29 protein-coding genes and 1 pseudogene are annotated in these 24100 nt (G+C 27.3%); 29 read left to right on the forward strand and 1 reads right to left on the reverse strand.

The genetic code is table 11. The features are described from left to right. The 25 genes and pseudogenes from A500_RS20830 to spo0A form a co-directional block, all read left to right on the forward strand. Nucleotides 1-390 (forward strand): annotated as a pseudogene (locus A500_RS20830) (hypothetical protein); the annotation flags it as partial. Further along, the gene (locus tag A500_RS16185; protein WP_016208643.1) at nucleotides 387-743 is read left to right on the forward strand and encodes a hypothetical protein; all 357 of its coding nucleotides are present in this window, start codon (nucleotides 387-389) and stop codon (nucleotides 741-743) included. The pseudogene A500_RS20830 and the gene A500_RS16185, both read left to right, overlap by 4 nt. A gap of 156 nt (nucleotides 744-899) precedes the next feature. After that, the gene (efp, locus tag A500_RS16190; RefSeq protein ID WP_016208644.1) at nucleotides 900-1457 is read left to right on the forward strand and encodes an elongation factor P; all 558 of its coding nucleotides are present in this window, start codon (nucleotides 900-902) and stop codon (nucleotides 1455-1457) included. Nucleotides 1458-1593: 136 nt separating this feature from the next. Beyond that, nucleotides 1594-1956: a CD1247 N-terminal domain-containing protein gene (locus A500_RS16195; protein ID WP_016208645.1), complete on the forward strand. Its 363-nt coding sequence runs from the start codon at nucleotides 1594-1596 to the stop codon at nucleotides 1954-1956. Nucleotides 1957-2126: 170 nt separating this feature from the next. Continuing rightward, nucleotides 2127-3050 carry a stage III sporulation protein AA gene (gene spoIIIAA / locus A500_RS16200; RefSeq protein WP_040437045.1) on the forward strand — a complete coding sequence of 308 codons (924 nt, stop codon included), beginning with the start codon at nucleotides 2127-2129 and terminating at the stop codon, nucleotides 3048-3050. Beyond that, nucleotides 3038-3556, forward strand: coding sequence for a stage III sporulation protein SpoIIIAB (gene spoIIIAB, locus A500_RS16205; RefSeq protein ID WP_016208647.1), 519 nt, complete (start codon nucleotides 3038-3040; stop codon nucleotides 3554-3556). Before spoIIIAA ends, spoIIIAB begins: the two co-directional genes overlap by 13 nt. 14 nt (nucleotides 3557-3570) lie before the next feature. Beyond that, complete coding sequence (gene spoIIIAC / locus A500_RS16210) at nucleotides 3571-3768, forward strand: stage III sporulation protein AC (protein ID WP_016208648.1); 198 nt, start codon at nucleotides 3571-3573, stop codon at nucleotides 3766-3768. An 8-nt stretch (nucleotides 3769-3776) separates the two neighbouring features. Next, a complete protein-coding gene (gene spoIIIAD, locus A500_RS16215) occupies nucleotides 3777-4160 on the forward strand; it encodes a stage III sporulation protein AD (protein ID WP_016208649.1) in 384 nt (127 codons plus the stop codon). A gap of 8 nt (nucleotides 4161-4168) precedes the next feature. Then, the gene (spoIIIAE, locus tag A500_RS16220; protein WP_016208650.1) at nucleotides 4169-5398 is read left to right on the forward strand and encodes a stage III sporulation protein AE; all 1230 of its coding nucleotides are present in this window, start codon (nucleotides 4169-4171) and stop codon (nucleotides 5396-5398) included. Nucleotides 5399-5406: 8 nt separating this feature from the next. Further along, on the forward strand, nucleotides 5407-5985 hold the full coding sequence (gene spoIIIAF / locus A500_RS16225; RefSeq protein WP_016208651.1) for a stage III sporulation protein AF: 579 nt from the start codon (nucleotides 5407-5409) through the stop codon (nucleotides 5983-5985). 13 nt (nucleotides 5986-5998) lie between these two features. Further along, nucleotides 5999-6607: a stage III sporulation protein AG gene (gene spoIIIAG / locus A500_RS16230; RefSeq protein WP_016208652.1), complete on the forward strand. Its 609-nt coding sequence runs from the start codon at nucleotides 5999-6001 to the stop codon at nucleotides 6605-6607. Nucleotides 6608-6646: 39 nt separating this feature from the next. Further along, on the forward strand, nucleotides 6647-7174 hold the full coding sequence (locus A500_RS16235; RefSeq protein WP_016208653.1) for a SpoIIIAH-like family protein: 528 nt from the start codon (nucleotides 6647-6649) through the stop codon (nucleotides 7172-7174). Nucleotides 7175-7258: 84 nt separating this feature from the next. After that, entirely contained in the window at nucleotides 7259-7645 is a 387-nt protein-coding gene (locus A500_RS16240) for an Asp23/Gls24 family envelope stress response protein (protein WP_016208654.1), read from the forward strand. 125 nt (nucleotides 7646-7770) lie between these two features. Continuing rightward, nucleotides 7771-8175: a transcription antitermination factor NusB gene (gene nusB, locus A500_RS16245; RefSeq protein WP_016208655.1), complete on the forward strand. Its 405-nt coding sequence runs from the start codon at nucleotides 7771-7773 to the stop codon at nucleotides 8173-8175. Between the two features lie 21 nt (nucleotides 8176-8196). Next, nucleotides 8197-9045 carry a bifunctional 5,10-methylenetetrahydrofolate dehydrogenase/5,10-methenyltetrahydrofolate cyclohydrolase gene (locus A500_RS16250; RefSeq protein ID WP_016208656.1) on the forward strand — a complete coding sequence of 283 codons (849 nt, stop codon included), beginning with the start codon at nucleotides 8197-8199 and terminating at the stop codon, nucleotides 9043-9045. Further along, on the forward strand, nucleotides 9035-10234 hold the full coding sequence (gene xseA / locus A500_RS16255; protein ID WP_016208657.1) for an exodeoxyribonuclease VII large subunit: 1200 nt from the start codon (nucleotides 9035-9037) through the stop codon (nucleotides 10232-10234). Before A500_RS16250 ends, xseA begins: the two co-directional genes overlap by 11 nt. A 14-nt stretch (nucleotides 10235-10248) precedes the next feature. Then, the gene (gene xseB / locus A500_RS16260; protein ID WP_016208658.1) at nucleotides 10249-10461 is read left to right on the forward strand and encodes an exodeoxyribonuclease VII small subunit; all 213 of its coding nucleotides are present in this window, start codon (nucleotides 10249-10251) and stop codon (nucleotides 10459-10461) included. Next, nucleotides 10454-11329 (forward strand): polyprenyl synthetase family protein, encoded by an 876-nt coding sequence (locus tag A500_RS16265; protein ID WP_016208659.1) that lies wholly within the window; start codon nucleotides 10454-10456, stop codon nucleotides 11327-11329. The genes xseB and A500_RS16265 overlap by 8 nt, the downstream gene beginning before the upstream one ends. A gap of 19 nt (nucleotides 11330-11348) precedes the next feature. Next, complete coding sequence (gene dxs, locus A500_RS16270) at nucleotides 11349-13208, forward strand: 1-deoxy-D-xylulose-5-phosphate synthase (RefSeq protein ID WP_016208660.1); 1860 nt, start codon at nucleotides 11349-11351, stop codon at nucleotides 13206-13208. An 11-nt stretch (nucleotides 13209-13219) separates the two neighbouring features. Continuing rightward, nucleotides 13220-14029 carry a TlyA family RNA methyltransferase gene (locus A500_RS16275; RefSeq protein WP_016208661.1) on the forward strand — a complete coding sequence of 270 codons (810 nt, stop codon included), beginning with the start codon at nucleotides 13220-13222 and terminating at the stop codon, nucleotides 14027-14029. Between the two features lie 98 nt (nucleotides 14030-14127). Next, nucleotides 14128-14979, forward strand: a complete 852-nt coding sequence (locus A500_RS16280) for an NAD(+)/NADH kinase (RefSeq protein ID WP_016208662.1) — start codon at nucleotides 14128-14130, stop codon at nucleotides 14977-14979. Nucleotide 14980: 1 nt separating this feature from the next. After that, entirely contained in the window at nucleotides 14981-15430 is a 450-nt protein-coding gene (locus A500_RS16285; RefSeq protein WP_016208663.1) for an arginine repressor, read from the forward strand. Nucleotides 15431-15447: 17 nt separating this feature from the next. Further along, the gene (recN, locus tag A500_RS16290) at nucleotides 15448-17148 is read left to right on the forward strand and encodes a DNA repair protein RecN (protein ID WP_016208664.1); all 1701 of its coding nucleotides are present in this window, start codon (nucleotides 15448-15450) and stop codon (nucleotides 17146-17148) included. Between the two features lie 181 nt (nucleotides 17149-17329). Next, nucleotides 17330-18520 (forward strand): SpoIVB peptidase, encoded by a 1191-nt coding sequence (spoIVB, locus tag A500_RS16295; protein WP_016208665.1) that lies wholly within the window; start codon nucleotides 17330-17332, stop codon nucleotides 18518-18520. 320 nt (nucleotides 18521-18840) lie between these two features. After that, complete coding sequence (spo0A, locus tag A500_RS16300) at nucleotides 18841-19647, forward strand: sporulation transcription factor Spo0A (protein WP_016208666.1); 807 nt, start codon at nucleotides 18841-18843, stop codon at nucleotides 19645-19647. A gap of 148 nt (nucleotides 19648-19795) precedes the next feature. Here the strand turns inward: spo0A and A500_RS16305 are convergent, their stop codons facing one another. Further along, a complete protein-coding gene (locus tag A500_RS16305; RefSeq protein WP_040437047.1) occupies nucleotides 19796-19975 on the reverse strand; it encodes a hypothetical protein in 180 nt (59 codons plus the stop codon). 601 nt (nucleotides 19976-20576) lie between these two features. Here A500_RS16305 and A500_RS16310 point away from each other — a divergent pair. From A500_RS16310 to A500_RS16325, 4 genes are all read left to right on the forward strand, one after another. Then, the gene (locus A500_RS16310; protein ID WP_016208667.1) at nucleotides 20577-21095 is read left to right on the forward strand and encodes an NUDIX domain-containing protein; all 519 of its coding nucleotides are present in this window, start codon (nucleotides 20577-20579) and stop codon (nucleotides 21093-21095) included. 199 nt (nucleotides 21096-21294) lie between these two features. Beyond that, nucleotides 21295-21930: a stage II sporulation protein M gene (gene spoIIM, locus A500_RS16315; protein ID WP_016208668.1), complete on the forward strand. Its 636-nt coding sequence runs from the start codon at nucleotides 21295-21297 to the stop codon at nucleotides 21928-21930. A gap of 70 nt (nucleotides 21931-22000) precedes the next feature. After that, the gene (locus A500_RS16320; protein ID WP_016208669.1) at nucleotides 22001-22879 is read left to right on the forward strand and encodes a tyrosine-type recombinase/integrase; all 879 of its coding nucleotides are present in this window, start codon (nucleotides 22001-22003) and stop codon (nucleotides 22877-22879) included. Between the two features lie 50 nt (nucleotides 22880-22929). Next, nucleotides 22930-24099: a phosphopentomutase gene (locus tag A500_RS16325; protein WP_016208670.1), complete on the forward strand. Its 1170-nt coding sequence runs from the start codon at nucleotides 22930-22932 to the stop codon at nucleotides 24097-24099. The last annotated feature ends 1 nt before the right edge of the window (nucleotide 24100 follow it).

Below are 24100 nucleotides of genomic sequence, written 5' to 3' on the forward strand. Positions count from 1 at the left end.
AATTTTATACCGAAGGATTTTATTGAAAGATTAAATGATAATTCAGAAAAGAAAAATAATAAACTTATAACGTTATTGATAGTACTTAATATAATGTTTTTTCCGACAACCTTTAACAAAGTTATAATTAATAAGAAAGAAATCAATGAAGAAAAACTTAAAGTAGAAAAAGACTCAAATTTAGAAAAAGATATAAAAAGGGAAAACTTAAAGTATTGGGTAAATTCTATTAATTCAAACATAATAAATATGAAGATTCAAAATAGTAGTGGAATTATAAAGATAAAAGGAGAAGAAGAAGTATTCAAAATAGAAGCTGAAGAGGAGTTTAAGATTAAATCAATAATAAAAGAGGAAAATAACTCATTTATATTAGAGGTGAGCTTATGAAGAAAGTAAAAATAATATACTTATTAGTTATTTTTATAACAATTAGTCAACTTTTATTAGTAATTCTGAATAAAAAAGAAGAATCCAATAACGCTATTCAATGTATAACAGAAGTAAAAAATGCTAAATATATAAAGGACATAGAAAATGAGTTCAAAAATATAAATAATTTAACAATATTGAGTTATAATAAAATTAATGAAACAAATTGGGTAATTAAATGTGTTTTAAAGGGCAATAAGGATCTGATAATAAATGATTTAGAAAAAATAAATGGTTACTATGTTAATGAGTATAATTTAAGTTATGATAAAGAAAATATTTTATTAGAGTTGGAATTAATAAGTAAATAATGACAATATTTCTTTTTAGTTCGTATAAGTAATTGCATTTATTTGTGAATTTTGATAAAATATTTTTGTTATGTCATAAATATTGTTGAAGTTATGACGAATTAGATAACAAAAGGTTATGCTAAATATGGAATAAAGTTTTTGGAGGTATATTTAATGATATCAGCAGGAGATTTAAGAAAAGGTGCTACTTTCGAGTATGAAGGACAAGTTTATACAGTAATAGACTTCTTACATGTTAAACCAGGTAAAGGTGCAGCATTTGTAAGAACAAAATTAAGAAATGTTATTTCTGGGGGAGTTACTGATACGACATTTAACCCAACTGCTAAATTACAAGAAGCAGTAATTGAAAGAAAAGAAATGCAATATCTTTATTCAGATGGAGAATTATATTACTTCATGGATCAAGAAACTTTTGAACAAATACCACTAAACTATGAAAAAGTAGAGGATGCTATAAAGTTCATAAAGGAAAATATGTTTGCTATAATTAAGTTCTATAAAGGAGAAGCTTTCTCAGTAGAAGCTCCAAACTTTGTTGAATTATTAATAACTCAAGCAGATCCAGGAATAAAAGGTAATACAGCAACAAATGCATTAAAGCCTGCTACATTAGAGACAGGTGCAGTTGTTAATGTACCTATGTTTGTTAATGAAGGAGATGTAATAAGAGTAGACACTAGAACTGGTGAATACATGGAAAGAGTATAGTATAGTGATAAGGGGATGTCTGCGACATCCCCTTAATTTAGAATATAAATAAAAGAATAAAATTTTTTATAGATATTATCCAATTTTAGGGTATAATTTGAATAGATAGTATTTCTATTTAAAAGGAAGTGAAGATATGAGTAATATAAAAAATAAAATAGAAAAAATAAGAATGAACATTCATAGTATTAATGATGATAAATATAGTAATATCTTCAGCAATATTTTGTCTGTTTTAGATGATATGTCAAATGAAATTGATAATATGAGGGAGAGACAGGATTATTTAGAAGAAAGTGTTCAATATATGGATGAGGATATTACTGGGTTACAAGATGAGTTATTTGAGGAAGTTTCTATAGAAGATCTTATAGAAATGGAAGATGAATACATAGAAGTAAATTGTAAAAATTGTAATAAACCTATTTTTGTTGAAAAGGAATCTATAAATAATAATAAAGTAATACCATGTCCTTTTTGTAATAAAGAAGCAATGTAATTTAATAAATAACTTTAATACCTGCCAATTTTTTAATTGGCAGGTATTTTATTTTAGCTTAAATTTTTTTAGGTTAAATAAAAATATTTTACATATTTAATTATAAGTATGAATATTATTTGATAGAAAGAAATAAGTTTAAATATAACACTACAAAAGGAAGTGATAAAGTGAGGTATGAGGAAGAAATTTTAAAGGTACTACCTTTAAAAATAAGCAATGAAGTTAAAGAAATACTTTTAAAGGAACCTGTTCAAGAAATAAGAATAAAAGTTAATAAATCCATAATAATTAATACAGCACATAAAGAAATAATATTAAAATATGTTACTACAATTGAGGACATAAAGCAGATATTGGTAAAGGTATCTAATTATTCATTATATGCATATGAAGAAGAGATAAAACAAGGTTATATAACCATAAGGGGTGGACATAGAATTGGTATAGCAGGAGAATGTGTTTTAGTAAATGGAGAAGTTAGAACTATAAGAAATATCTCCTCTTTAAACATAAGAATATGTAGAGAAGTAATTGGATGTTCTAATGAAATTATGAAATACATAACTAAAGAAGATAGAGTGTTTAACACTTTAATAGTATCTCCTCCTAAATGTGGTAAAACAACAATTCTAAGAGACATAGCAAGAAATATTTCGTCAGGAATGCCACTTATAGATTTAAAGGGGAAAAAGGTATCTATCATAGATGAAAGAAGTGAAATAGCAGCTTGCTTTAATGGTGTGGCTCAATTGGATGTTGGGATAAGAAGTGATATTTTAGATAATTGTTTGAAAAAAGAAGGAATGATTATGGCCATTAGAAGCTTATCTCCAGATATACTTATTTGTGATGAAATTGGTACTGATGGAGACGTTGAAGCATTGCATATGGCTTTTAATTCAGGAGTAAATATTATAGTAACAATACATGGTTATAGTATAGAGGATGTTTATAAGAGAAAAGTATTTAAGGATTTATTAGAAAACTCTATTTTAGATAGAATAGTTGTATTAAGTAATAGAAAGGGTGCAGGAACAATAGAACAAATATATTCAATAGGAACGGAGGGGGAGTTTAAGTGCTTAAGATAACAGCAGTTATTATTATTTTTCTATCTTGTACTTATATAGGATTTTATTATGGTGAAAGCTTTAAAAAGAGAAGTAGGCAACTTAACTCAATACTGAAATCAGTATTATTTTTAAATAATGAAGTAATGTATACTAATACACCTCTGCCAGAGGCTTTAAAATATATTTCATTAAAGGTAGAATCACCTGTTAATTATGTTTTATCTAATGTTTCAGACAAACTTTTAAAAAGTGAAAGTACAAGCGTATATGAGGCTTTTGAAAAAGAATATAAGAAAAACAAATCAGAATTCTATTTGCAGGATGAAGATAAGAGGATAGTTAAAGATTTTTTAAGATCTCTTGGAGAATCTGGAGTATATGGACAAGATAAACTATTTAATTTGACAATAGAAAATATGAAATTAAATTGTAAATCTGCTGAAGAATTGGCAAAAAAGAATATAAAAATGTATAGAGTACTAGGAATATGTATAGGTGCGATGATATCAATTTTTTTAATTTAATAGGAGGGTAATAAATGCTAGATGTAAGTATTATATTTAAAATAGGGGCTATGGGGGTACTAATTATAGTTATTGATAAGGTTTTAAAGGCAAGCGGTAAGGATGATATTGCTGTAATAACCAATATTGCAGGAATAGTAATTATATTAATTACTGTAATAGGACTAATAAGTAATCTATTTAATACAATAAGAACCATGTTTATGCTATAGGTGTTATTATGGAGATTATTAAGATTGTTGCCTTTGCTTTTGCAGCATTATTTATATTTCTAGTTTTTAAAGATAGAAGAAGTGATATATCAATACTAATATCATTATCGGCAGGTGTAATAATTTTCTTATTCATCATTACACAACTTAATGATGTAATTTACTTTATAAAAGATATAGCTAATAAAGCTAATATTGATATGGTATATATAGGGGTTGTTTTAAAAATATTAGCCATAGCGTATTTAGCTACTTTTTGTAGTGAAATATGTAAAGATGCAGGTGCTTCTAGTATAGCAAGTAAGGTTGACTTTTCCGCAAAAATATTAATATTAACATTAGCAATACCAATACTTATGGCTGTACTTCAATCAATTTTACAAATATTGTAGGTGTTTTTATGATAAAAAGTATGTTTACAAATAGAGTTATATTAGTAATAAGTATAATTATCATAACTTTTATAATTCTTCCAGGTAAAAGTGTTTTAGCTAATGAAGATAATACAAACAACATAGAGATTAATACTGAAAAAAATATAGAGGAATTTAAATTAGAAAATGAAGAAATAGATGGTAAGTTAAATTCACTATATAACTATATAAATAATATGAAGTCTGATATTGAAATAATGAATGATTTGGATCCAGTTGAATATATAAAAGGCTATATTAAAAATGGAGAAGGAAATTTATCCTTTAAAACCATTAGTAATGCAGTTGTAAGCTTTCTATTTAAAGAAGTAAAAACAGTTTTAGCATTATCAGTAAGCATAATAGTAATTGCAATAATATGTGCACTACTTAAAAATTTACAAGCTGCTTTTTCAAGTGAAGGGATATCAAACATAGCATTTTTTGCATGCTATGCATTGTTAATAGTGATTTTATCAAAAAGCTTTATAGTTTCTATAAATATAGCTGTTGGTGTAATAAAAGATTTATCTGATTTTATGTCGGCTATTTTACCCGTATTGGTTATGATGATTGGTACAATAGGTGGATTTACACAAGCCGCAACTATGGATCCTATAGTTATTGGAGCTACACTTATTATTCCAAGAATTTATACAACTGTAATTATACCTTTAATACTTGTAACCTTTGTATTAGAGTTTGCAAATAATATTTCAACTGAAAATAAAATAAGTAATTTGTGTAAACTTACTAAGCAAATAACAATATGGTTTCAAGGAATAATATTAACGATATTTATAGGATTATTAACAGTAAGGGGAATAACTTCATCAACAATAGATGCAGTTACGCTAAAAACAGCAAAGTTTGCAATAGATAATTTTATTCCAATAGTTGGAAAAGCTTTTTCAGATGCAATAGCATCAGTTGCAGGATATTCATTAATAATAAAAAATGCTATAAGCTCTGTTGGGTTAATCATAATAATACTTATGATGTTGTATCCAATAATTAAAATAATCTTGATTTCATTTGTGTATAAAATAACTGCAGCCATAATAGAACCAATAAGTGATAAAAGAATTACAAATTCAATAGCAGCAGCTGGGGACTCATTAATACTAATACTATCATGCGTATTGTCTGTAAGTTTAATGTTCTTTGTACTACTTGCAATCATGGCATCGGCAGGGAAATTTGTTATAGGAGGGTAAAGAGAACAATGGAGGAATTAAAGGAATTTGTTATAACCCTAGTTACAATGCTTATATTGATGACTGCAGTAGAATTAATAGCGCCAGATAATAACATGAAAAAGTACTTAAAATTTGTTTTAGGGTTAATATTTATAGCAATTATGTTATCTCCTATAATTTCTGTCTTTACAAAGGGTGAAGAAAACATTTCAATACAGATACAAAAGTATATAGATCTAAGCAAAAATCAAAGTATTGAAGTTAATAAGGAATATAACAATAATAGCCAAAATACATTTAAGAAAAATTTAGAAGAAAATTGTAATAGAATTTTAAAAGAAAAATTTGATAATAATGAATTTTCAAGTGAAATAGATTGTGACGTTGATATGGATAACATTAAATACTCCATTAATACAGTTAAAGTTGGAGTTAAAAATAAAGATGTATCAAAAATACAAAAGATAATTATAAATACAAAAGAAGATAGCCAAAGCGTGTACTCCCAAGAAGATAAAGTAGAAAAAGAAGATGAAATAGTGAGTTACTTATCAGAAACACTAAATGTTTCAAAAGACAAGATAAAAGTTTATAAAGTAAATTGATAGGAGTGAGAAAATGGGGAAAGGTGATTGGAAAAAAGAGCTATCTACTATTATAAATGATAAAAAGTTTTTAAATGCAGTATGTATTGCATTAGTTTTAGCTTTTGTTTTATTAGCTATTAGTTTTTTAACTAATGCAAGAAAAAAAGAAGACAAACCAACAAATGGTACTAGTATTACAAAAAACTCATCAGATTTACAAGAACAAGTTGAAGAAACTATGAGTAATTTTGAAGCACAGGAAAAAAAGGAATTAAAAGATCTTTTAAGTAAAATTGAAAACGTAGGAGAAGTTGATGTTAAAATTCATTTTAAAAGTGGAGAAGTAAAGATTCCTGCAACAGAAGAAACAACCCAAGAGGCGACGACAGAAGAAACTGATAATCAAGGTGGAAAGAGAAAAAATACTAATCAAACTGATGGAACTAAAGTTGTTATGTCTGTAGATAATGGAAAGAATGAACCATATATTCTGCAAATAAATAAACCAGAGATAAGTGGAGTTATGGTAGTAGCAGAGGGTGCAAGTAGTGCAAAGGTTAAATACGATATACAAGTAGCTGTATCTGGATTATACGGTATTTCAATAGATAAGGTTAATGTATATCCTATGAAAAATTAGCATATAATTAAAATGAAAAATAGATGGGGGGAACCAAAAATGACAAGAAAACAATTTGGAATTATTTTCACGCTAATGGCTCTTATAGTATGTGTAGGAGTTATAGCAGCAAGACTAAACAAGACAGGACTAAATGATCCAACAGACTTTAGCCAAGTAATATCACAAGGAACAGAGGAAAATAAGGATAATGAAAAGAAAGATGATAAGGAAACATTAGGAACACAAGATTATTTTTATAGTTTAAGAAGCGAAAAAGAACAAAAGGATGCAGCAACACTTCAACAATTAACATCAATGAAAGACGATGAAAATGTATCACAAGAGCAAAAAGATATCGCTAATAACGAATATATAGAAAAAACTATGCTTATAGATCAAGAAGGAAGAATAGAAGTAAATGTTAAAAATCAAGGTTTTGAAGATGTACTATGCTCCATAGAAGGAAATAAGGTTAGAGTAGTTGTTAAAGCTGAAGAAATAACAGATGCTGACAGTTCAGCAATTCAAGAAATAGCAGAAAATGTTTCAGGAATAAGTGATGTTATAATAGAGTCAAAGAAATAATTCGTTGTAATATAATTATTGGTTTGATATAATGAACATAAGAAAAAAAGAGTTTTGTCATCAAAACCTTTAGGAGGTAAATATATGGAAAATAAAAATTATGATGATAATTTAGGAATAGTAAAAATTTCTGATGAAGTTGTTAGTGTAATAGCTGGAATTGCAGCAGAAGAAATTAAAGGCGTAGAAGACTTACAACAATTAGGTGGTAACAACATATCACAATTATTAAAAGGTAAGAAGAATATAGGAAAAAATGTTAAAGTAACATTAAATGAAAATAGTGCTGTAATAGACCTAAATTTAGCGGTAGAGTATGGAATAAAAATACCTGAAGTAGTAAATGCTGTTCAAGAAAATGTTAAAAGAACAGTAGAAACAATGACTGGATTAAACGTTGATTCAGTAAACATAAATGTTCAAAGCATTTATATACCAAAAACTGAAAAAGAAGAAAGTAAGGAAAATTAATTTCACCCTCTGATTTTTCAGAGGGTGTTTTCCTTGTGCTTTAAATAAATTTGTTGTAGTATATTTATGATTAGAAAGTTATAGAAAGTTAATAATAATAGTATGTAGATACTAAGGAGGATAAAATGAATAGAAAGAAATCTAGAGAAATAGCAATGGAATTGCTTTTTGGAATGACTTTAAGCAAGAATACATTAGAGGAAACCATTGAAACATTTATAGAAGATTATGAAATGAATTTAAAGACTATAGATTTAGAGTACATAAAAGAAATCTTGGCTAAGGTTGAAGAAAATATAAATGAAATAGACAAAAAAATTGAAGGCTCATTAATTAACTGGAAGTTAGATAGAATATCAAAGGTTAATATATCAATACTTCGATTAGCTATTGCAGAAATGATGTATTTAGAAGATGTTCCAGAAAAGGTTGCTATAAACGAAGCAATTGAGATAACAAAAAAATATTCAGATGAGAAAAGTGTTTCATTTATAAATGGAGTTTTAGATAGAGCTTTTAAAGAGTTATAAAAAATAATGGGGGAATTTTTTATGGGGAAAATTATAAATGGTAAAGAAATAGCAAAGGATATAAAAGAAGAAATAAAGGAATACATATTAAAAAGAAAAGAAAAAGGTTTTAGATCTCCTAAGATAGTATCTATTTTAGTAGGTAATGATGGAGGGTCTATATATTATATAAATAATCAAGAAAAGGTTGCGATTTCCTTAGGATGTAATTTTGAAAAATTGTTACTAAATGAAGAGATATCAGAAGAGGATTTGATTAAAGAAATAGAATTGCTAAATGATAATAAAGATGTGGACGGAATAATATTACAATTACCTCTTCCAAAATCATTTAATGAAAAGAAAATAATTAATATAATTTCCCCAAAAAAAGATATAGATTGTTTAACATATATTAATCAAGGAAAATTATACTGTGGTGAAAAAACATTTATACCTTGTACACCTAATTCTATTATAAATATTTTAGAAAGATCTAATATAGAGTTAGAAGGAAAAAATGTTGTAGTTATAGGAAGAAGTAATATTGTAGGAAAACCTGTATCACAATTATTATTAAATAAAAATTCTACTGTGACCATTTGCCACTCAAAAACAAGAAACTTAAAAGAAATTTGTAAATCAGCGGATATAATAGTTGTTGCAATAGGAAAACCTAAATTTTTAAATGAAGAATACGTAAATAGTAATTCAATAATAATAGATGTAGGAACTTCAGCTGTAAATGGTAAAATTACAGGAGATGCTGATTTTGATAAAATTTCTGATATAGTCAAAATGATAACGCCAGTTCCAGGTGGTGTTGGAGCTTTAACAACAACATTGCTTATTAAAAACACATGTGAGGCATTAGAAAATAATGAAAATTAAAACATTAACAGTTAGTGAACTTAATAGCTACATAAAAAAAACATTAGACAATGATTTTATATTAAATAATCTTTTAGTAAGAGGAGAGATATCTAACTTAAAGTATCATAGTAGTGGACATATATATTTTTCTTTAAAAGATTCAACAAGTAAAATTAATTGTGTAATGTTTAAGAGTAATAGTATAAGTTTAGATTTTAAATTGCAAGAGGGAATGGAAGTTATAGCTAATGCAAGATGTTCTATCTATTCAGAAACAGGTTCTTTGCAATTATATATAGAAAAATTACAAAAAGAGGGTATTGGTGAACTTCATATAAAGTTTGAAAAATTAAAAAAACAGCTGCAAAAAGAAGGCTACTTTGATGAAATTCATAAGAAAGCTATACCTAAAATGCCAAGAAGAATAGGTGTAGTTACATCAGAAACTGGAGCTGTAATAAGAGATATAATTAATGTTTCAAGAAGAAGAAGCAGCTTTGTTGATATTGTATTATATCCAGCTTTGGTTCAAGGAGAAAAGGCATATAAAACAATAATAGATGGAATAAAATTTTTTAATACAAATAAGAATGTTGATGTTATAATTATTGGTAGAGGTGGAGGATCAATAGAAGAATTATGGAATTTTAACGAAGAAGAATTAGCTAAGGAAATATTTAATTCTAAGATTCCAATAATATCTGCCGTTGGACATGAAGTTGATTTTACAATTTCAGACTTTGTAAGCGATTATAGAGCATCAACTCCATCTCAAGCTGCAGAAATTGCTGTACCATTAGAAAGTGATATAATAAAAGAAATAGAAAACTATAATAAAAGAATAAAGGAAATAGCCTTTAATAAATTTAATTATGAAAAAGAAAGATTATTTAATTATAAAAAAATATTACAATTAAATAATCCAGAGGTTACATTATCTAATTCTTATTTAGAAATAGATAATATACAAGATAAAATGAAAAAAATAATTAACAATAGAATAGAAAAAGAAAAACTAAAACTAAGATCTTTAAATGATATTTTAGAAGCGCATAATCCTATAAATGTTTTAAAAAAGGGATATACAATTATAGAGGATAATGATAAAAATATAATTTCATCTAAAAAAGCATTAAAAGACTTTGAAGAAATTAACATAATATTCAAAGATGGAAATGTTAAGGGGAAAATTATTTCTATTGAATAAGGAGTTGAGAATTTTTGGCGAAAAAAGAATCTTATGAAGATATGATAAAAAATCTTCAAGTTATTTTAAGTAATATGGAAAATAGCGAATTGCCACTTGAGGACTTAATGAAAGAATATGAAGCTGGAGTTAAACTTATTAATAAATTATATAAAACAATAAATTCTTTAGAAGGAAAGCTAATAACTATAAAAGAAAATATGGAAGTGGAGCTAAAGAATGAGTAATATTATAGATAATTATAGAGAAATTATAAATGATTATTTAACAGTATATTTTAAAGATAAAGGAAGTTATAATAAAATCATATATGATTCAGCAAGTTATAGCTTAAATATAGGAGGAAAAAGAATAAGACCTATATTATTTTTATTAACTTATAATCTATATAAAGATAATTACAAAGATACAATAGAAATGGCCTCAGCAATAGAAATGATTCACACATATTCACTTATTCATGATGACTTGCCATGTATGGATAATGATGATTTAAGAAGAGGAATGCCAACCAATCATAAAAAGTTTGGAGAAAATATTGCTGTACTTGCAGGTGATATGTTACTAAATGAGGCAATGAGTTTAATGATTAAATTTTCCATTGAACACGGAGAAAAAGCTTTAAAAGCAGCAAGGGAAATAGCAGAAGCAGCAGGTCCAGAGGGAATGATCGGTGGTCAAATAGTAGATGTTATAAATGAAGGAAAGTCCATATCTAAAAAAGAACTTCTTTATATGCATAACAAAAAAACTGGAGAATTAATAAGAGTATCTATTGTAGCAGCAGCTATTCTTGCAGGAGCTCCAACTAAAGATATAGAAATTTTAAATAAATTTGGAAATAAGCTTGGTTTAGCATTTCAAATAAAAGATGATATATTGGATATAATAGGAGATGTTTCAAAACTTGGCAAAAATATCAAAAGTGACGAGAATAATCATAAATCTAACTTTATAACATTATATGGACTAGAAGATTGTAAAAAAGAATGTGAAAATTTAACAAATGAATGTCTTGAATTGTTGAAGGGCCTTTCGGTAGAGTCTATTGATTTAGAAAATTTAACTTTAGATTTATTAAATAGGGAATTTTAACAGAAAGAAAGGTTTAATTATGGGAAGAATATTAGATAAAATTACTTCTCCAGAAAAGGTCAAAGAACTATCAAATGTTGAACTAGAAGTTTTAGCAGGAGAAATTAGAGAATTCTTAATAGATAGTGTTTCTAAGACTGGAGGACATTTGGCCTCTAATTTAGGAGTTGTAGAATTAACTATAAGTTTATTTAAAAGTTTTAATTTGGAAAAAGATAAGATAGTTTGGGATGTTGGACATCAAAGCTATATACACAAGATATTAACAGGAAGAAAAGATAAATTTAATGAATTAAGAAAATATAATGGTTTAAGTGGGTTCCCAAAAAGGTGCGAAAGTAAATATGACTGCTTTGATACAGGACATAGCAGCACCTCCATATCTGCTGCTTTAGGAATGGCAAGAGCAAGAGATATAAAAAAAGAAGATAGAGAAATAATTGCAGTTATAGGCGATGGAGCATTAACTGGTGGTATGGCTTTAGAAGCATTAAATGATGTAGGTTTTAATAAAACAAAGATGATTGTAATTTTAAATGATAATCAAATGTCTATTTCTCAAAATGTAGGTGGATTATCAACTCATTTAAATAATTTAAGAATGGCACCAAAATACAATAAATTGAAATCAAATATAAATGAAACTTTAAAATCTTCAAAAGCAGGCACAAAGGTCGCAAGTTATATATCTAGATTTAAAGACAGCATAAAGCAATTTGTAGTACCATCAATGCTTTTCGAAGATATGGGATTGAAATATATAGGTCCTATAAATGGACATGACATACAAACCATGACAGAAGTATTAGAGAAGGCAAAGAAAATTGATGAGCCTGTTATAATACATGTAGTCACAAGTAAAGGAAAAGGATATGATCTTGCAGAAAAAAATCCAAATAAATTTCATGGAGTAAGCCCATTTGATTTAGAAAGTGGAGAAGCTTATATTCCAAGTTCAAAAACTTATTCAAAAGCATTTGGAGATGCTATGATAGAACTGGCAAGAAGTAATGAAGATATCGTTGCTATTACAGCGGCAATGCCTGATGGAACAGGACTTAAAGACTACGCAAAAGAGTTTCCTAAAAGATTCTTCGATGTTGGAATTGCAGAAGCTCATGCAACAACTCTTGCAGCAGGATTAGCAAGTGCAAACTTAAGACCTGTATTTGCAGTATATTCTACATTTTTGCAAAGAGCATTTGATCAATTGATTCATGATGTATGTATTCAAAATATGCCTGTTGTATTTGCAATAGATAGAGCTGGGTTAGTTGGAGAAGATGGAGAAACACACCAAGGTATTTTTGATTTATCTTATTTATCACAAATACCTAACATGACAGTATTAGCACCAAAGCACTTAGATGAAATAAAAGTTATGTTAAAATGGGCACTTTCTCAAGATGGACCAGTTGCCTTAAGATTTCCAAGAGGAGCTGATTGCTGTAAAGAAATATTACCGTTAACTAAAATAGAATATGGTAAATGGGAAAAATTAATATCTGGGGAGAAGATAGCTATAATAGCAGTAGGAAAAATGCTTCAACACGCTTTATTAGCTAAAGATATATTGGAATCTAGGGGGATTAATCCAACTATAATAAATGCGACATTTGTAAAACCATTAGATACTAATATGATACAAGAACTTGTAAATGATGGATATAACATAGCTACAATTGAAGACAATATAACAAACGGTGGATTTGGCAGTTATGTGTTAATGAAATTAAATGAACTAGGATTTAAAAATAAATTCAAGTCATTAGGATTTAATGATAAATTTATACCACAAGGTGATGTAAACTTACTTTATAAAGAAAATAAATTAGATCCAGAAGGAATAGCAGAATCTATTATAGAACTTAACAAATAAAGGAGATAAAGATGTCTGGGAAAAAAGAAAGATTAGATATACTATTAGTTGAAAAGGGTATATTTACATCAAGAGAACGTGCAAAAACAAATATAATGGCAGGAAAGATTTTTGTTGATGGAAGAAGAGTTGATAAAGCAGGAGAAAAGGTCAATATTGATGCAGATATAATTTTTAAGGGACAAGAAATACCATATGTCAGCAGAGGTGGTTTAAAACTTGAAAAAGCTATAAAAGAGTTTGGGGTGAACTTAGAAAATAAAGTTTGTATGGATATTGGAGCATCTACAGGGGGATTTACTGATTGTATGCTTCAAAATAATGCAAAAAAAGTATTTTCTATTGATGTTGGTTATGGACAATTTGCTTGGAAGCTTAGAACCGATCCAAGAGTAGTCTGTATGGAAAGAACAAATATAAGATATGTTACCCCAGAAGAGTTGGGTGAAACAACAGATTTTGCTTCAATAGATGTATCTTTTATTTCATTAAAAAAAATAATGCCAGCTACTTTAAGTTTGTTAAATGATAATGGAGAAGTTGTGGCATTAATAAAGCCACAATTTGAAGCAGGAAAAGAAAAAGTAGGGAAAAAAGGCGTAGTAAGAGAAATAAGTGTTCATAAAGAAGTAGTAATAAATATAACTGAATTCTTAATTAGCCAAAACTTAAATATTTTAGCGGTAAGCTATTCCCCAATAAAGGGACCAGAAGGAAATATTGAATACTTAGTTTATTTTACTAAAGATGCAAAAAGAGAATCAAAGTTTACATTAGATGATATAGATAGAATAGTAAATGAATCTCATAATATATTGTAAAAATTATTATAGAATTAGTATATTTAAGGCTTCAAAATATTTTGAAGTCTTAAATGGATATGTTTGACTTGTAAAATAAAAATAAGGGGTGCTTTTGGATGAAGAGAGTTGCTATTGCAATAAACCCATCTAAAGATAAAGACAATAAAGTGGCTATAAAGGTTAGAGAAAAGCTTTATAAACATTTTAATAATATAGAGATAATTATGTTAAATAGTTATGATATAATAAATTATAAGTTTAAAGAACTGCTCGACCTTATAATAGTTTTGGGGGGAGATGGAACTATCTTAAGTGTTGCTAGAGGAATAAACGGCAAACTAGATGTACCAATCTTAGGAATTAATATTGGAAACTTAGGTTTTATATCAAGCATAGAAGTTTCTGAAATTGATAAAGCCTTTACAAAATTAAAAGAAGGGAGCTATATATCTCAAAAAAGAATGCTTTTAACTTGTGAATTACCACTAGAAAATATAAAAAGCGAATCCTTAGCATTAAATGATATAGTTGTAGCTAGAGGAACCTTGTCAAGAATGGTAAAATTTCAAATTTTTATAGATGGGAAAAAATATTATAGCTTCAAAGGTGATGGACTAATTATTTCAACTCCAACAGGCTCAACTGCTTATTCATTTTCAGCTGGAGGACCTTTTATTTATCCGGATGTTGATGTTATTGCACTAACTCCAATATGTCCTCATCCTAAGGGAATGCAAACTATAATCTTAAATAGTAGCAGTGAGGTTGAAGTTAGAGCAGAAAATGGGGATGAAGAGTTATATATAACATTTGATGGGCAAAAAGCAATAAAAACTACTAGTAAAACCATAATAAAGATAAGAAAAGCAAAAGAATATGCTAATATAGTTTTATTTGATGATTATGATTATTTTAAGGTACTACGGTCAAAAATTCTAAATAACTGGGAAGAATGTGAAGGTGATTAATTTGAAATTGAAAAGACATAATAAAATTTTAGAAATAATTAATGAGAAAGATATAGAAACTCAAGAAGAACTAGCAGAAGAACTTAAAATGGCAGGTTTTGATGTAACTCAGGCAACTGTATCAAGAGATATAAAAATATTAAAGCTAATTAAGATGCAAGGAGCTTCAGGCAACTATAGATACGTTGCATCATCAAAGGAATCAAAGGATATAAACGACAAATTATCTAGTATATTATCAAATGCAGCTATATCAGTAGAAAATGTAGATAAGTTTGTCGTAGTAAAAACTTTGACAGGATCAGCTATGGCAGTTGCAGAAGCAATAGATACATTATTTGATACAGAGGTTGCTGGAACCATTGCTGGAGATAATACAATTTTTATATTAGTTAGAAGTTTAGATAAAGCAGAAGAGTTAGTAGACAAAGTTAGAAAAATGATTTTATAAAATTAAAGGTGATTAATATGCTGTTACAATTAAATATAAAAAACTTTGCATTAATTCAAGAATTATGCGTAGAATTTGGAGAAGGTTTCAATATATTATCAGGAGAAACAGGTGCAGGTAAATCTATATTAATTGATACTATAGATTATGTATTAGGTGGAAAGTTTTCAAAGGATTTAATAAGATACGGAGAAGAAAAAACTTTTGTAGAAGCTGTTTTTTCAATTGAAAATGACGAGGTTATTGAAGTTTTAAAAGAATTAGATATTGAAGATGAAGGTATGATTATAATATCAAGAGAAACTACTTTATCGGGAAAAAGTATAATAAAGGTTAATGGAAAATCAGTAGTACTTTCTTATTTAAGAAGAATAAGAGAAGGACTATTAGATATTCATGGACAACATCAAAATCAAAACTTACTAAACAGAGCCTTTCACATATATTATTTAGATGATTTTATAGGAGAAGATTTAGATATTTATTTAAAAAAATTTGAGGACTTAAGAAAAGATCATAATTCAATTTTAGAGAAGATAAAAGAGCTAAATGGTAATGAAGATAGAGAAAAACTTGTTGATTATATAAGATTTCAAATTGAAGATATAGAAAAGGCTAAACTAAAAGTTGGAGAAGAAGAAAGTTTAAATGAAGAATTTAATCTACTTTCTAATGCAGAAAAGATATCTTTAGCCTTAAATAAAACCTACTCTCTTTTAGATAATCAAATGGAAGGTATTTCAGTTATAGAAGGTATATCAAAGGCTATAAATGAATTATCTATAGTTGAAAAACATTTTGAAAAGTTAAAAGATAAAAGAGAGAGAATGGAAGAAGCTTTATATACTCTAGAAGAAATATCTAGAGAAGTAAGAGATTTATCATCAGAAATACATTATGATGAATTTGAACTTGAGAAGATTAATTCTAGAATATATGAGATTAGTTTATATAAGAAAAAATATGGTGAGTCTGTAGAAGAAATTTTAAATTATTTAGACAAATTAAAATTACAATATGATGAAATGATTAATTCTGAAGAAATAATAAAAGAATTAAATTTAAAAAAAGAAATTATAGAAGAAGAAATGAGAGCAGTATCAGAAGAAATGCATAATATTAGAGTTACTAATGCAGTTAACCTTGAAGAAAAGGTTAGATATGAATTAGCTTATATTGGTATGGAAAAATCTCAAATTAAAATATCTATAGAAAAAAGTAAAAATTTTAATTTAAGAGGATTTGATGAAGTTTCCTTTTTAATTTCTACAAATCCAGGCGAACCATTAAAGCCATTAGAAAAGGTACTTTCAGGTGGAGAGCTTTCAAGAATTATGTTAGCACTTAAATGTGTTTTTGTTGATAAAGACAAAATCCCAACTCTTATATTTGATGAAATAGATACAGGTATAAGTGGAACTATAGCAAAGAGAGTTGGAGAAAAGATGTATCAGGTTTCTTGTAAGCACCAAGTTTTATGTATAACACATTTACCTCAAATAGCAGCTTTATCGGATTGTCATTATTTTGTTTCGAAAAAAGTTGAAAATGAAAAAACATTTACACAAATAAGAACACTAGATAAATACGATAAAATTAAAGAAATAGCAAAAATGACTAGTGGCGATGAAGTAAGTGATGTTACCTTAGAAAATGCATCAGAAATGGTTGCTTTTGCAGAATTAAAAAAACAAGAAATATTAAAAAGTTATTTATAAGTGACATACATAACTTATAAAAAAATGAACACACTAAAATCATGGTTATTTACCATGATTTTATTTTTTTATATTTTTAAAGTTATATACTAAAAATTTTTAACGTTTTTAACAAACTTAATACAGCATATAAGAATTAACATGAGGGAAAGTTAAATACAGAAGCAAAGGAGGAGGTAATATGAGAATGAAAAAATTTAAATATTTAGTTGTAATAATAACTCCAATGTTGATTCTGGGTTTAATTACTTTCTTTAGTTTAAGTAATATTCCGGAAAAAATATATATAAATGAGGCTATTCCAAGCTCAGATTTAATAGTATCAAATAATATTTTTATGAAAAATACTAAAATAAATAAGGATAAGCTTCAAATAAAATTATTAGGATTAATTCCTGTAAAATCAGTTTCAGTTTCAAAAATAAATGATTTAGAAGTATATCCAGGAGGAATAAATGTTGGTATAAAGTTATCTACTAAAGGTGTATTAGTAGTTGGGCATTCCGAAATACAATCAGTTGAAGGTAAAATAGAAAGTCCAGCAAAAACTTCAGGAATAGAACTTGGTGATGTTCTTATAAAAATTAATGGAGAAGAAATACAAAGTTCAAAAGATTTATCTAAAAAGGTAAAAGGCTTAAATAAATCCAAAATAAGCGTAGATTATCTTAGAAATGGGAATGTTGAAAGTAAAGAAATAGATTTAGAAAAAGAAAACAATGAGTATAAATTAGGACTTTGGGTGCGAGATTCAACAGCTGGAATAGGAACTCTTACTTTTTATGATAAAAACACTTCAATATTTGGTGCATTAGGTCATCCAATAACTGATGGAGACACAAATAAGCCATTTACAATAAGTGATGGAGATTTATTAAATTCATCAGTAATAAGTGTTAGAAAAGGAGAAAAGGGTTCTCCAGGCGAACTAAAAGGATTATTTGTAAATGAAAAAGAAAGTTTAGCTAAGATACAAAAAAACACTGAATCCGGTATATTTGGTGAAGCAAAAGTAGACTTGACTAATCCAGTATTTGATAAACCATTAAAGGTAGGTTTCAGAAATGAAATAGTAGAAGGACCTGCACAAATAATAACTACAATAGATGAAAATGGTCCTAAAATGTATGATATAGAAATAATAAAAATATTACCACAAGAAGAACCAGGACCAAAAAGTATGGTAATTAAAGTTACTGATGAAAAATTGCTAGAAACAACAGGTGGTATAGTTCAAGGAATGAGTGGAAGTCCAATAATTCAAAATGATAAATTAGTTGGAGCTGTTACTCATGTGTTAATTAATAAACCAGATGTAGGGTACGGAATATATATTGAGTGGATGTTAAAAGATGCCGGTGTAATAGAATAATAAGAGTTATTAATATTTTAGGTGTTATAATATAAATTAATGAGGATATATAAGTATTCTCATTAATTTGCTGTCATAAAAGTGAAGTTTATTAAAAGTTAAAATAAATTTTATAATAATATTTTGAAAAAATTGTAAAAAAACTATTAAAATTAAATTAATTGTGCTATAATTATATTAAATTTATTCTGTAAAGAATTGTTTTTTTATGTAATGTCTATATATAATATTTATAGATGAATTTAAAAGATAAATTAAAAAGGAACTTAGTATGGTACTCTTAATAAATGGAGTATTTTGGGAAGATGGGGGAGAAAAGTATGAATGATTCAAAAATTTCAGTTCTAATAGCTGATGATAACAAAGAATTTTGTAGTATCTTAAATGATTATTTATTAAATCAAAGAGATATAGTGGTTACTGCTGTTGCTAAGGATGGAAGGGAAGCCTTAGCCCTTATTGAGGAAAAGCAACCAGATTTAGTGGTATTAGATATAATAATGCCACATTTAGATGGTTTAGGAGTCTTGGAAAGACTTAATTCTATGAACTTAGAAAAAATGCCAAGAATAATAGTATTATCAGCAGTAGGTCAAGACAAAATTACTCAAAGAGCTATAACATTAGGTGCGGATTATTATGTTGTTAAGCCTTTTGATATGGATGTTTTTACTAAGAGAATAAGAGAAATGTTTAATGGGTCTTCTAATGAAGTGGTTAGAAAACCAACTACAGTAGTTGAAACAGAAGTTAGAAGTCAAAACAAAGGACCTATAGATTTAGAAACTGAAATTACTAATATAATTCATGAAATAGGTGTTCCGGCACATATAAAGGGATATATGTATTTAAGGGAAGCAATAACCATGGTTGTTAATGATATGGAATTATTATCAGCTGTAACTAAAGAATTATATCCATCAATAGCTAAAAAGTATAATACAACTGCCTCCAGAGTTGAGAGAGCAATAAGGCATGCTATAGAAGTAGCTTGGGGCAGAGGTCAAGTTGATGCAATAAACAAGCTATTTGGTTATACTATCCATAACGAAAAGGGTAAACCTACTAATTCTGAATTTATAGCTATTATAGCTGATAAATTAAGACTTAAGAATAAAGTATCTTAATATTGGTGTTTAAGCCATTATTTAAAAACCTTTATTTATTGACGTTTTGTCAGTAAATAAAGGTTTTCATTAATTTATTAAAAATTATAAATATAAAAGACAACAACCAATCATTAGAAAAAAATGATAAATTGTTGCCTTTTTTAGATTATGACTTAGAAATACATGCTTTAACATTTTTTATTACTTCATCAAGTTTATTCTTAAATTGATCTTCTGAATAAACACTTTGAGCAGTATATAAGCTTTCTGATATTACTTCTAAATCACCTATTGCGACATTAGGGAGAGCATCGGATAAATATTTGAATATTTCTTTTTTTGACAAGGGTACCTCCTAAATTGAAATATTTTGCGAAGCAAAATATTTCAGTTCACAGTGCACAATTCACGGTTCACAGTTTTTGAGATAAGGGAACAGGTAAAAGGGAACAGGAAACAGATTGTGATATAAATTGCAAAGCAAAATAGTGAATAGTGATGGAAAAAATCTTTATAGGATTTTGGAATAAAGAGTACTTAGTATAAAAACCTATCTACTGAAGCTTGCCCTAAAGTAGGTGTCTTTAATTTTTAATTAAAGTTTACACTTAGTACTTGATATCTGTTCTCTGTTACCTAAAAAGTGGAAACAACTGTAAACTGTGTCTTGTGAACTGTGCACTAGAAAATTGCTTCGCAATTTATTTATATTCTTTTAAATATAGAAAAGTACCTTTTAAAATTATAGATTATAAATTACCTGATATAAATATAGTAGAGATTCAGAGAATGTTATAGTGGAAAATATTTTTGATATTAAATTTTGGTAATGGTAAAATAAAGTAATAAGTTTATTTTATTATTTCTTGTCTTGAGTTTTAAGTAATTATCTACTTGGAAATAAAGAATAATTGAACTTATAGATATTTTATATTAAGGAGAAGGTTATGAATTTAAATGAAAAGATATTAAGCGAAAGATTAATTCACAAAGGAAATTTCATAGATTTTATAAATAAAGAGGTAGAATTGCCAAATGGAAGTAAAACCAATAGGGATATTATAAAGCATCCAGGAGCAGCAGCAATTATAGCTTTTTTAGATTGCGAAAATATAATTTTGGTAGAACAATTTAGATTGCCTTTAAATAAAGTAATTTTAGAAATTCCAGCAGGAAAGCTTAATAAAAATGAAGAGCCTATGGAATGTGCAAAGAGAGAACTTACAGAAGAAACTGGATATATTGCAAAGGATATAGAATATTTAGGTTCTATTGCAACAGCTCCAGGATTTTGTGATGAAATTATATATTTGTATAAAGCTTATAACTTAACTTTGGGAGAAAAGAATGAAGATGAAGATGAATTTACAAATGTAAAGATTTATAATATAAAAGATGTTAAGGATATGATAAAAAAAGGCGAGATTATAGATGGTAAGACTATAAGTATATTTACTTTCTTATAAAATTTAATATTATAGAAATAATAGTGCTTTACTTTTAATTTTTATGTGGACATATATAGTGTTGTATTGCTTTAAGTAGTTAATACAGCACCATATATGTCCATTTTTTATAAAAAAATATTTTACATATATTCAATTATGAATAATAGGGGAATTTACAACATATTATGTTCTATAGCAACTATGGAGGAGGAATAATATGAATTTAATAGAACGGATAAATTCAAACTTCAGAGAAAATAGAATATTTTATTTACTAGTACTAACATTTTTCTTTGTAGGTATATTACTGGGTTCATATACCATAAAATATATGGATGGAGTAGATGCAAAAGACCTAGCGGATTACTTTACAGGATTCATTAAAAGTATAAATGTTGAAGAATTAAAAACTAATGAACTGCTTATAGGCATAATAAAAAATAATTTAATAATAATTTTACTTATAATAGCACTTGGTTTTACTGTTTTTGGGGCACCCATAATATTGATTATTGATTTAATAAAAGGATTTACATTAGGATATACTTTTAGCTTTTTATTAACTACTTTCGAGGGAAAAGGAATTTGGATTGCTCTAGCATCAACAGTACCACAAAACATATTTTATATACCTTTTTTCATAGGAATAAGTATTATTTCTTTGGAATTATCTTCAATAAAATTAAAAGGGAAGTTCTTTAATGGAGTTGGAGGCAACAAGCTTAGTATAAATGGACTAGCAATGAAATTAGGTTTTTTTGTTTTATTATTCGCCATAGGGGTTTTAATCGAGTGCTATGTGAGCCCTGGGATAATAAAAATGGTAATTACTAAAGTTTATAAATTAACCTAATCCAATGAGAATAAAGAAGGAATAAGAGTGTTTTTGTCGAATTAATAATATATTAGGATAGGGGAGAATTATGAAAGAAATTGTGAATAATTATAAGGAAGCTTTATTGAAAAGTCATAAAAGTGAAAACACTGTTTATGCTTATGTAACTGACGTTAACTTATACGTTAAATATTTAAATAGTAAGAATATGAGTATTAATGAAACGGATAATGTATCGGTACTTGGTTATATACAACACTTACTTAGCCAAGGTAAATCTGAGAGGTCTATAAATAGAATAGTTATAAGTCTTAGAAGTTTTTATAATTATTTAAAGGATCAAAAAGTTGTAAATGAGATTCCTAAAATATATTACAAGAATACATCTACAACTAAAAAGTTACCTGAAATATTGACTATTGATGAGGTAGACAGAATAATTAAAATCGTCGATAAGGACTGTAATAAAGGAGTAAGAGACAATGCTTTATTAGAACTTATGTATGCTACAGGCATGAAGGTTTCTGAGATAATAGGATTAAAGGTATATGATATTAACTTAGAGTTAAACTTTGTGAAATGTCACGATAATAAAAATTATGAGAGACTTATTCCAATAGGAAGAAGTGCAATAGAAGCTTTAAAAGAATACTTAAAGATACGAGATCAAGTGGCATGTGCAGGAGTTGAAAACTTATTTGTTAATTTAAATGGAAACCAATTAACAAGGCAAGGCGTATGGAGAATAGTGAAAGAGTATTCTCATAGAGCTGGAATTAAAAAGGAAGTTAATCTAAATACTTTTAGACATTCCTTTGCAGTACATTTATTACAAAATGGAGCTAATGTAAGAGCAGTTCAAAAACTTTTAGGAAATCAAGTTTTAACTTATATGGACACATATTATGAAATAATTAATAACGATAAGATAAATATTGTATATAAAAACTCCCATCCTAGAGCATAATAATAGAGAATAGTTAATTCTAGGCTTTATATTTGAAAGGAGTAGGTAAAATGAAAAGAGTAATATTAGTAGTAATGGATAGTCTAGGAGTAGGTGAATTGCCAGATGCAGATCTTTATGGAGATGTTGGAAGTCATACTCTAGACAACACTTATAAAGCCTGTGGGGGATTAAAAATAGACAATCTTGAGAAATTAGGATTTGGAAATATAGAAGGGGTAAAATATTTAAATAAAGTTAATAGTTCAATTGGAGCTTATGGTAAGCTTATGGAAAAATCAAGAGGTAAAGATACAGTAACTGGACACTGGGAAATTGCAGGGGTAATATTAGAAACTCCACTTAACACTTACCCAAATGGTTTTTCAAAAGAAATAATTAACGAATTTTTAAATAAGGTTAATAAAAAGGATATTTTAGGAAACTGTGTTGCATCAGGTACAGAAATTATAGAGAGACTTGGTGATGAGCATGTTAAAACAGGATATCCAATAGTTTATACTTCAGCAGATAGTGTGTTTCAAATTGCAGCTCATGAGGATATAGTTCCTTTAGAAGAATTATATAATATGTGTAGCATTGCAAGAGAAATGCTTGTTGGAGAAAATATAGTTGGGCGAGTAATTGCAAGACCTTTTATTGGATCAAATGGGGAATATAAAAGAACATCTAATAGAAGAGATTATGCTTTAGATCCATTTTCAAAAACAATGCTTGAATATTTATATGAAGATGGAAAAGAAGTTGCAGCAGTAGGTAAAATAGAAGATATATATAATAAAAAGGGTGTTACAAAGGCAGTTCACACTAAAAATAATATGGATGGAGTGGATGCTACCTTAAGATATATGGATGAAGTTAAAGAAGGACTTATATTTACTAATTTAGTGGACTTTGACATGTTATATGGACATAGGAATGATCCTAAGGGATATGGAAAAGCTATAGAAGATTTTGATAATAGATTAGAAGAAATATATAGCAAGATGTCAGATGAAGACATATTAATATTAACTGCAGATCATGGATGTGATCCAACAACAGAAAGCACAGATCATTCAAGAGAATATATTCCTCTATTAGTTTATGGAAAAAATATAAACCCTTGCAATATTGGAACAAGAAACAGCTTTACAGATATAGGTAAAACAGTTTTGGATTATTTCAATATTAAAAATGATATAAATGGTGAAAGTTTTTTATCTAATATATTAAAATAGG

It is taken from the genome of Clostridium sartagoforme AAU1, assembly GCF_000401215.1.
GTDB lineage: Bacteria > Bacillota > Clostridia > Clostridiales > Clostridiaceae > Clostridium > Clostridium sartagoforme.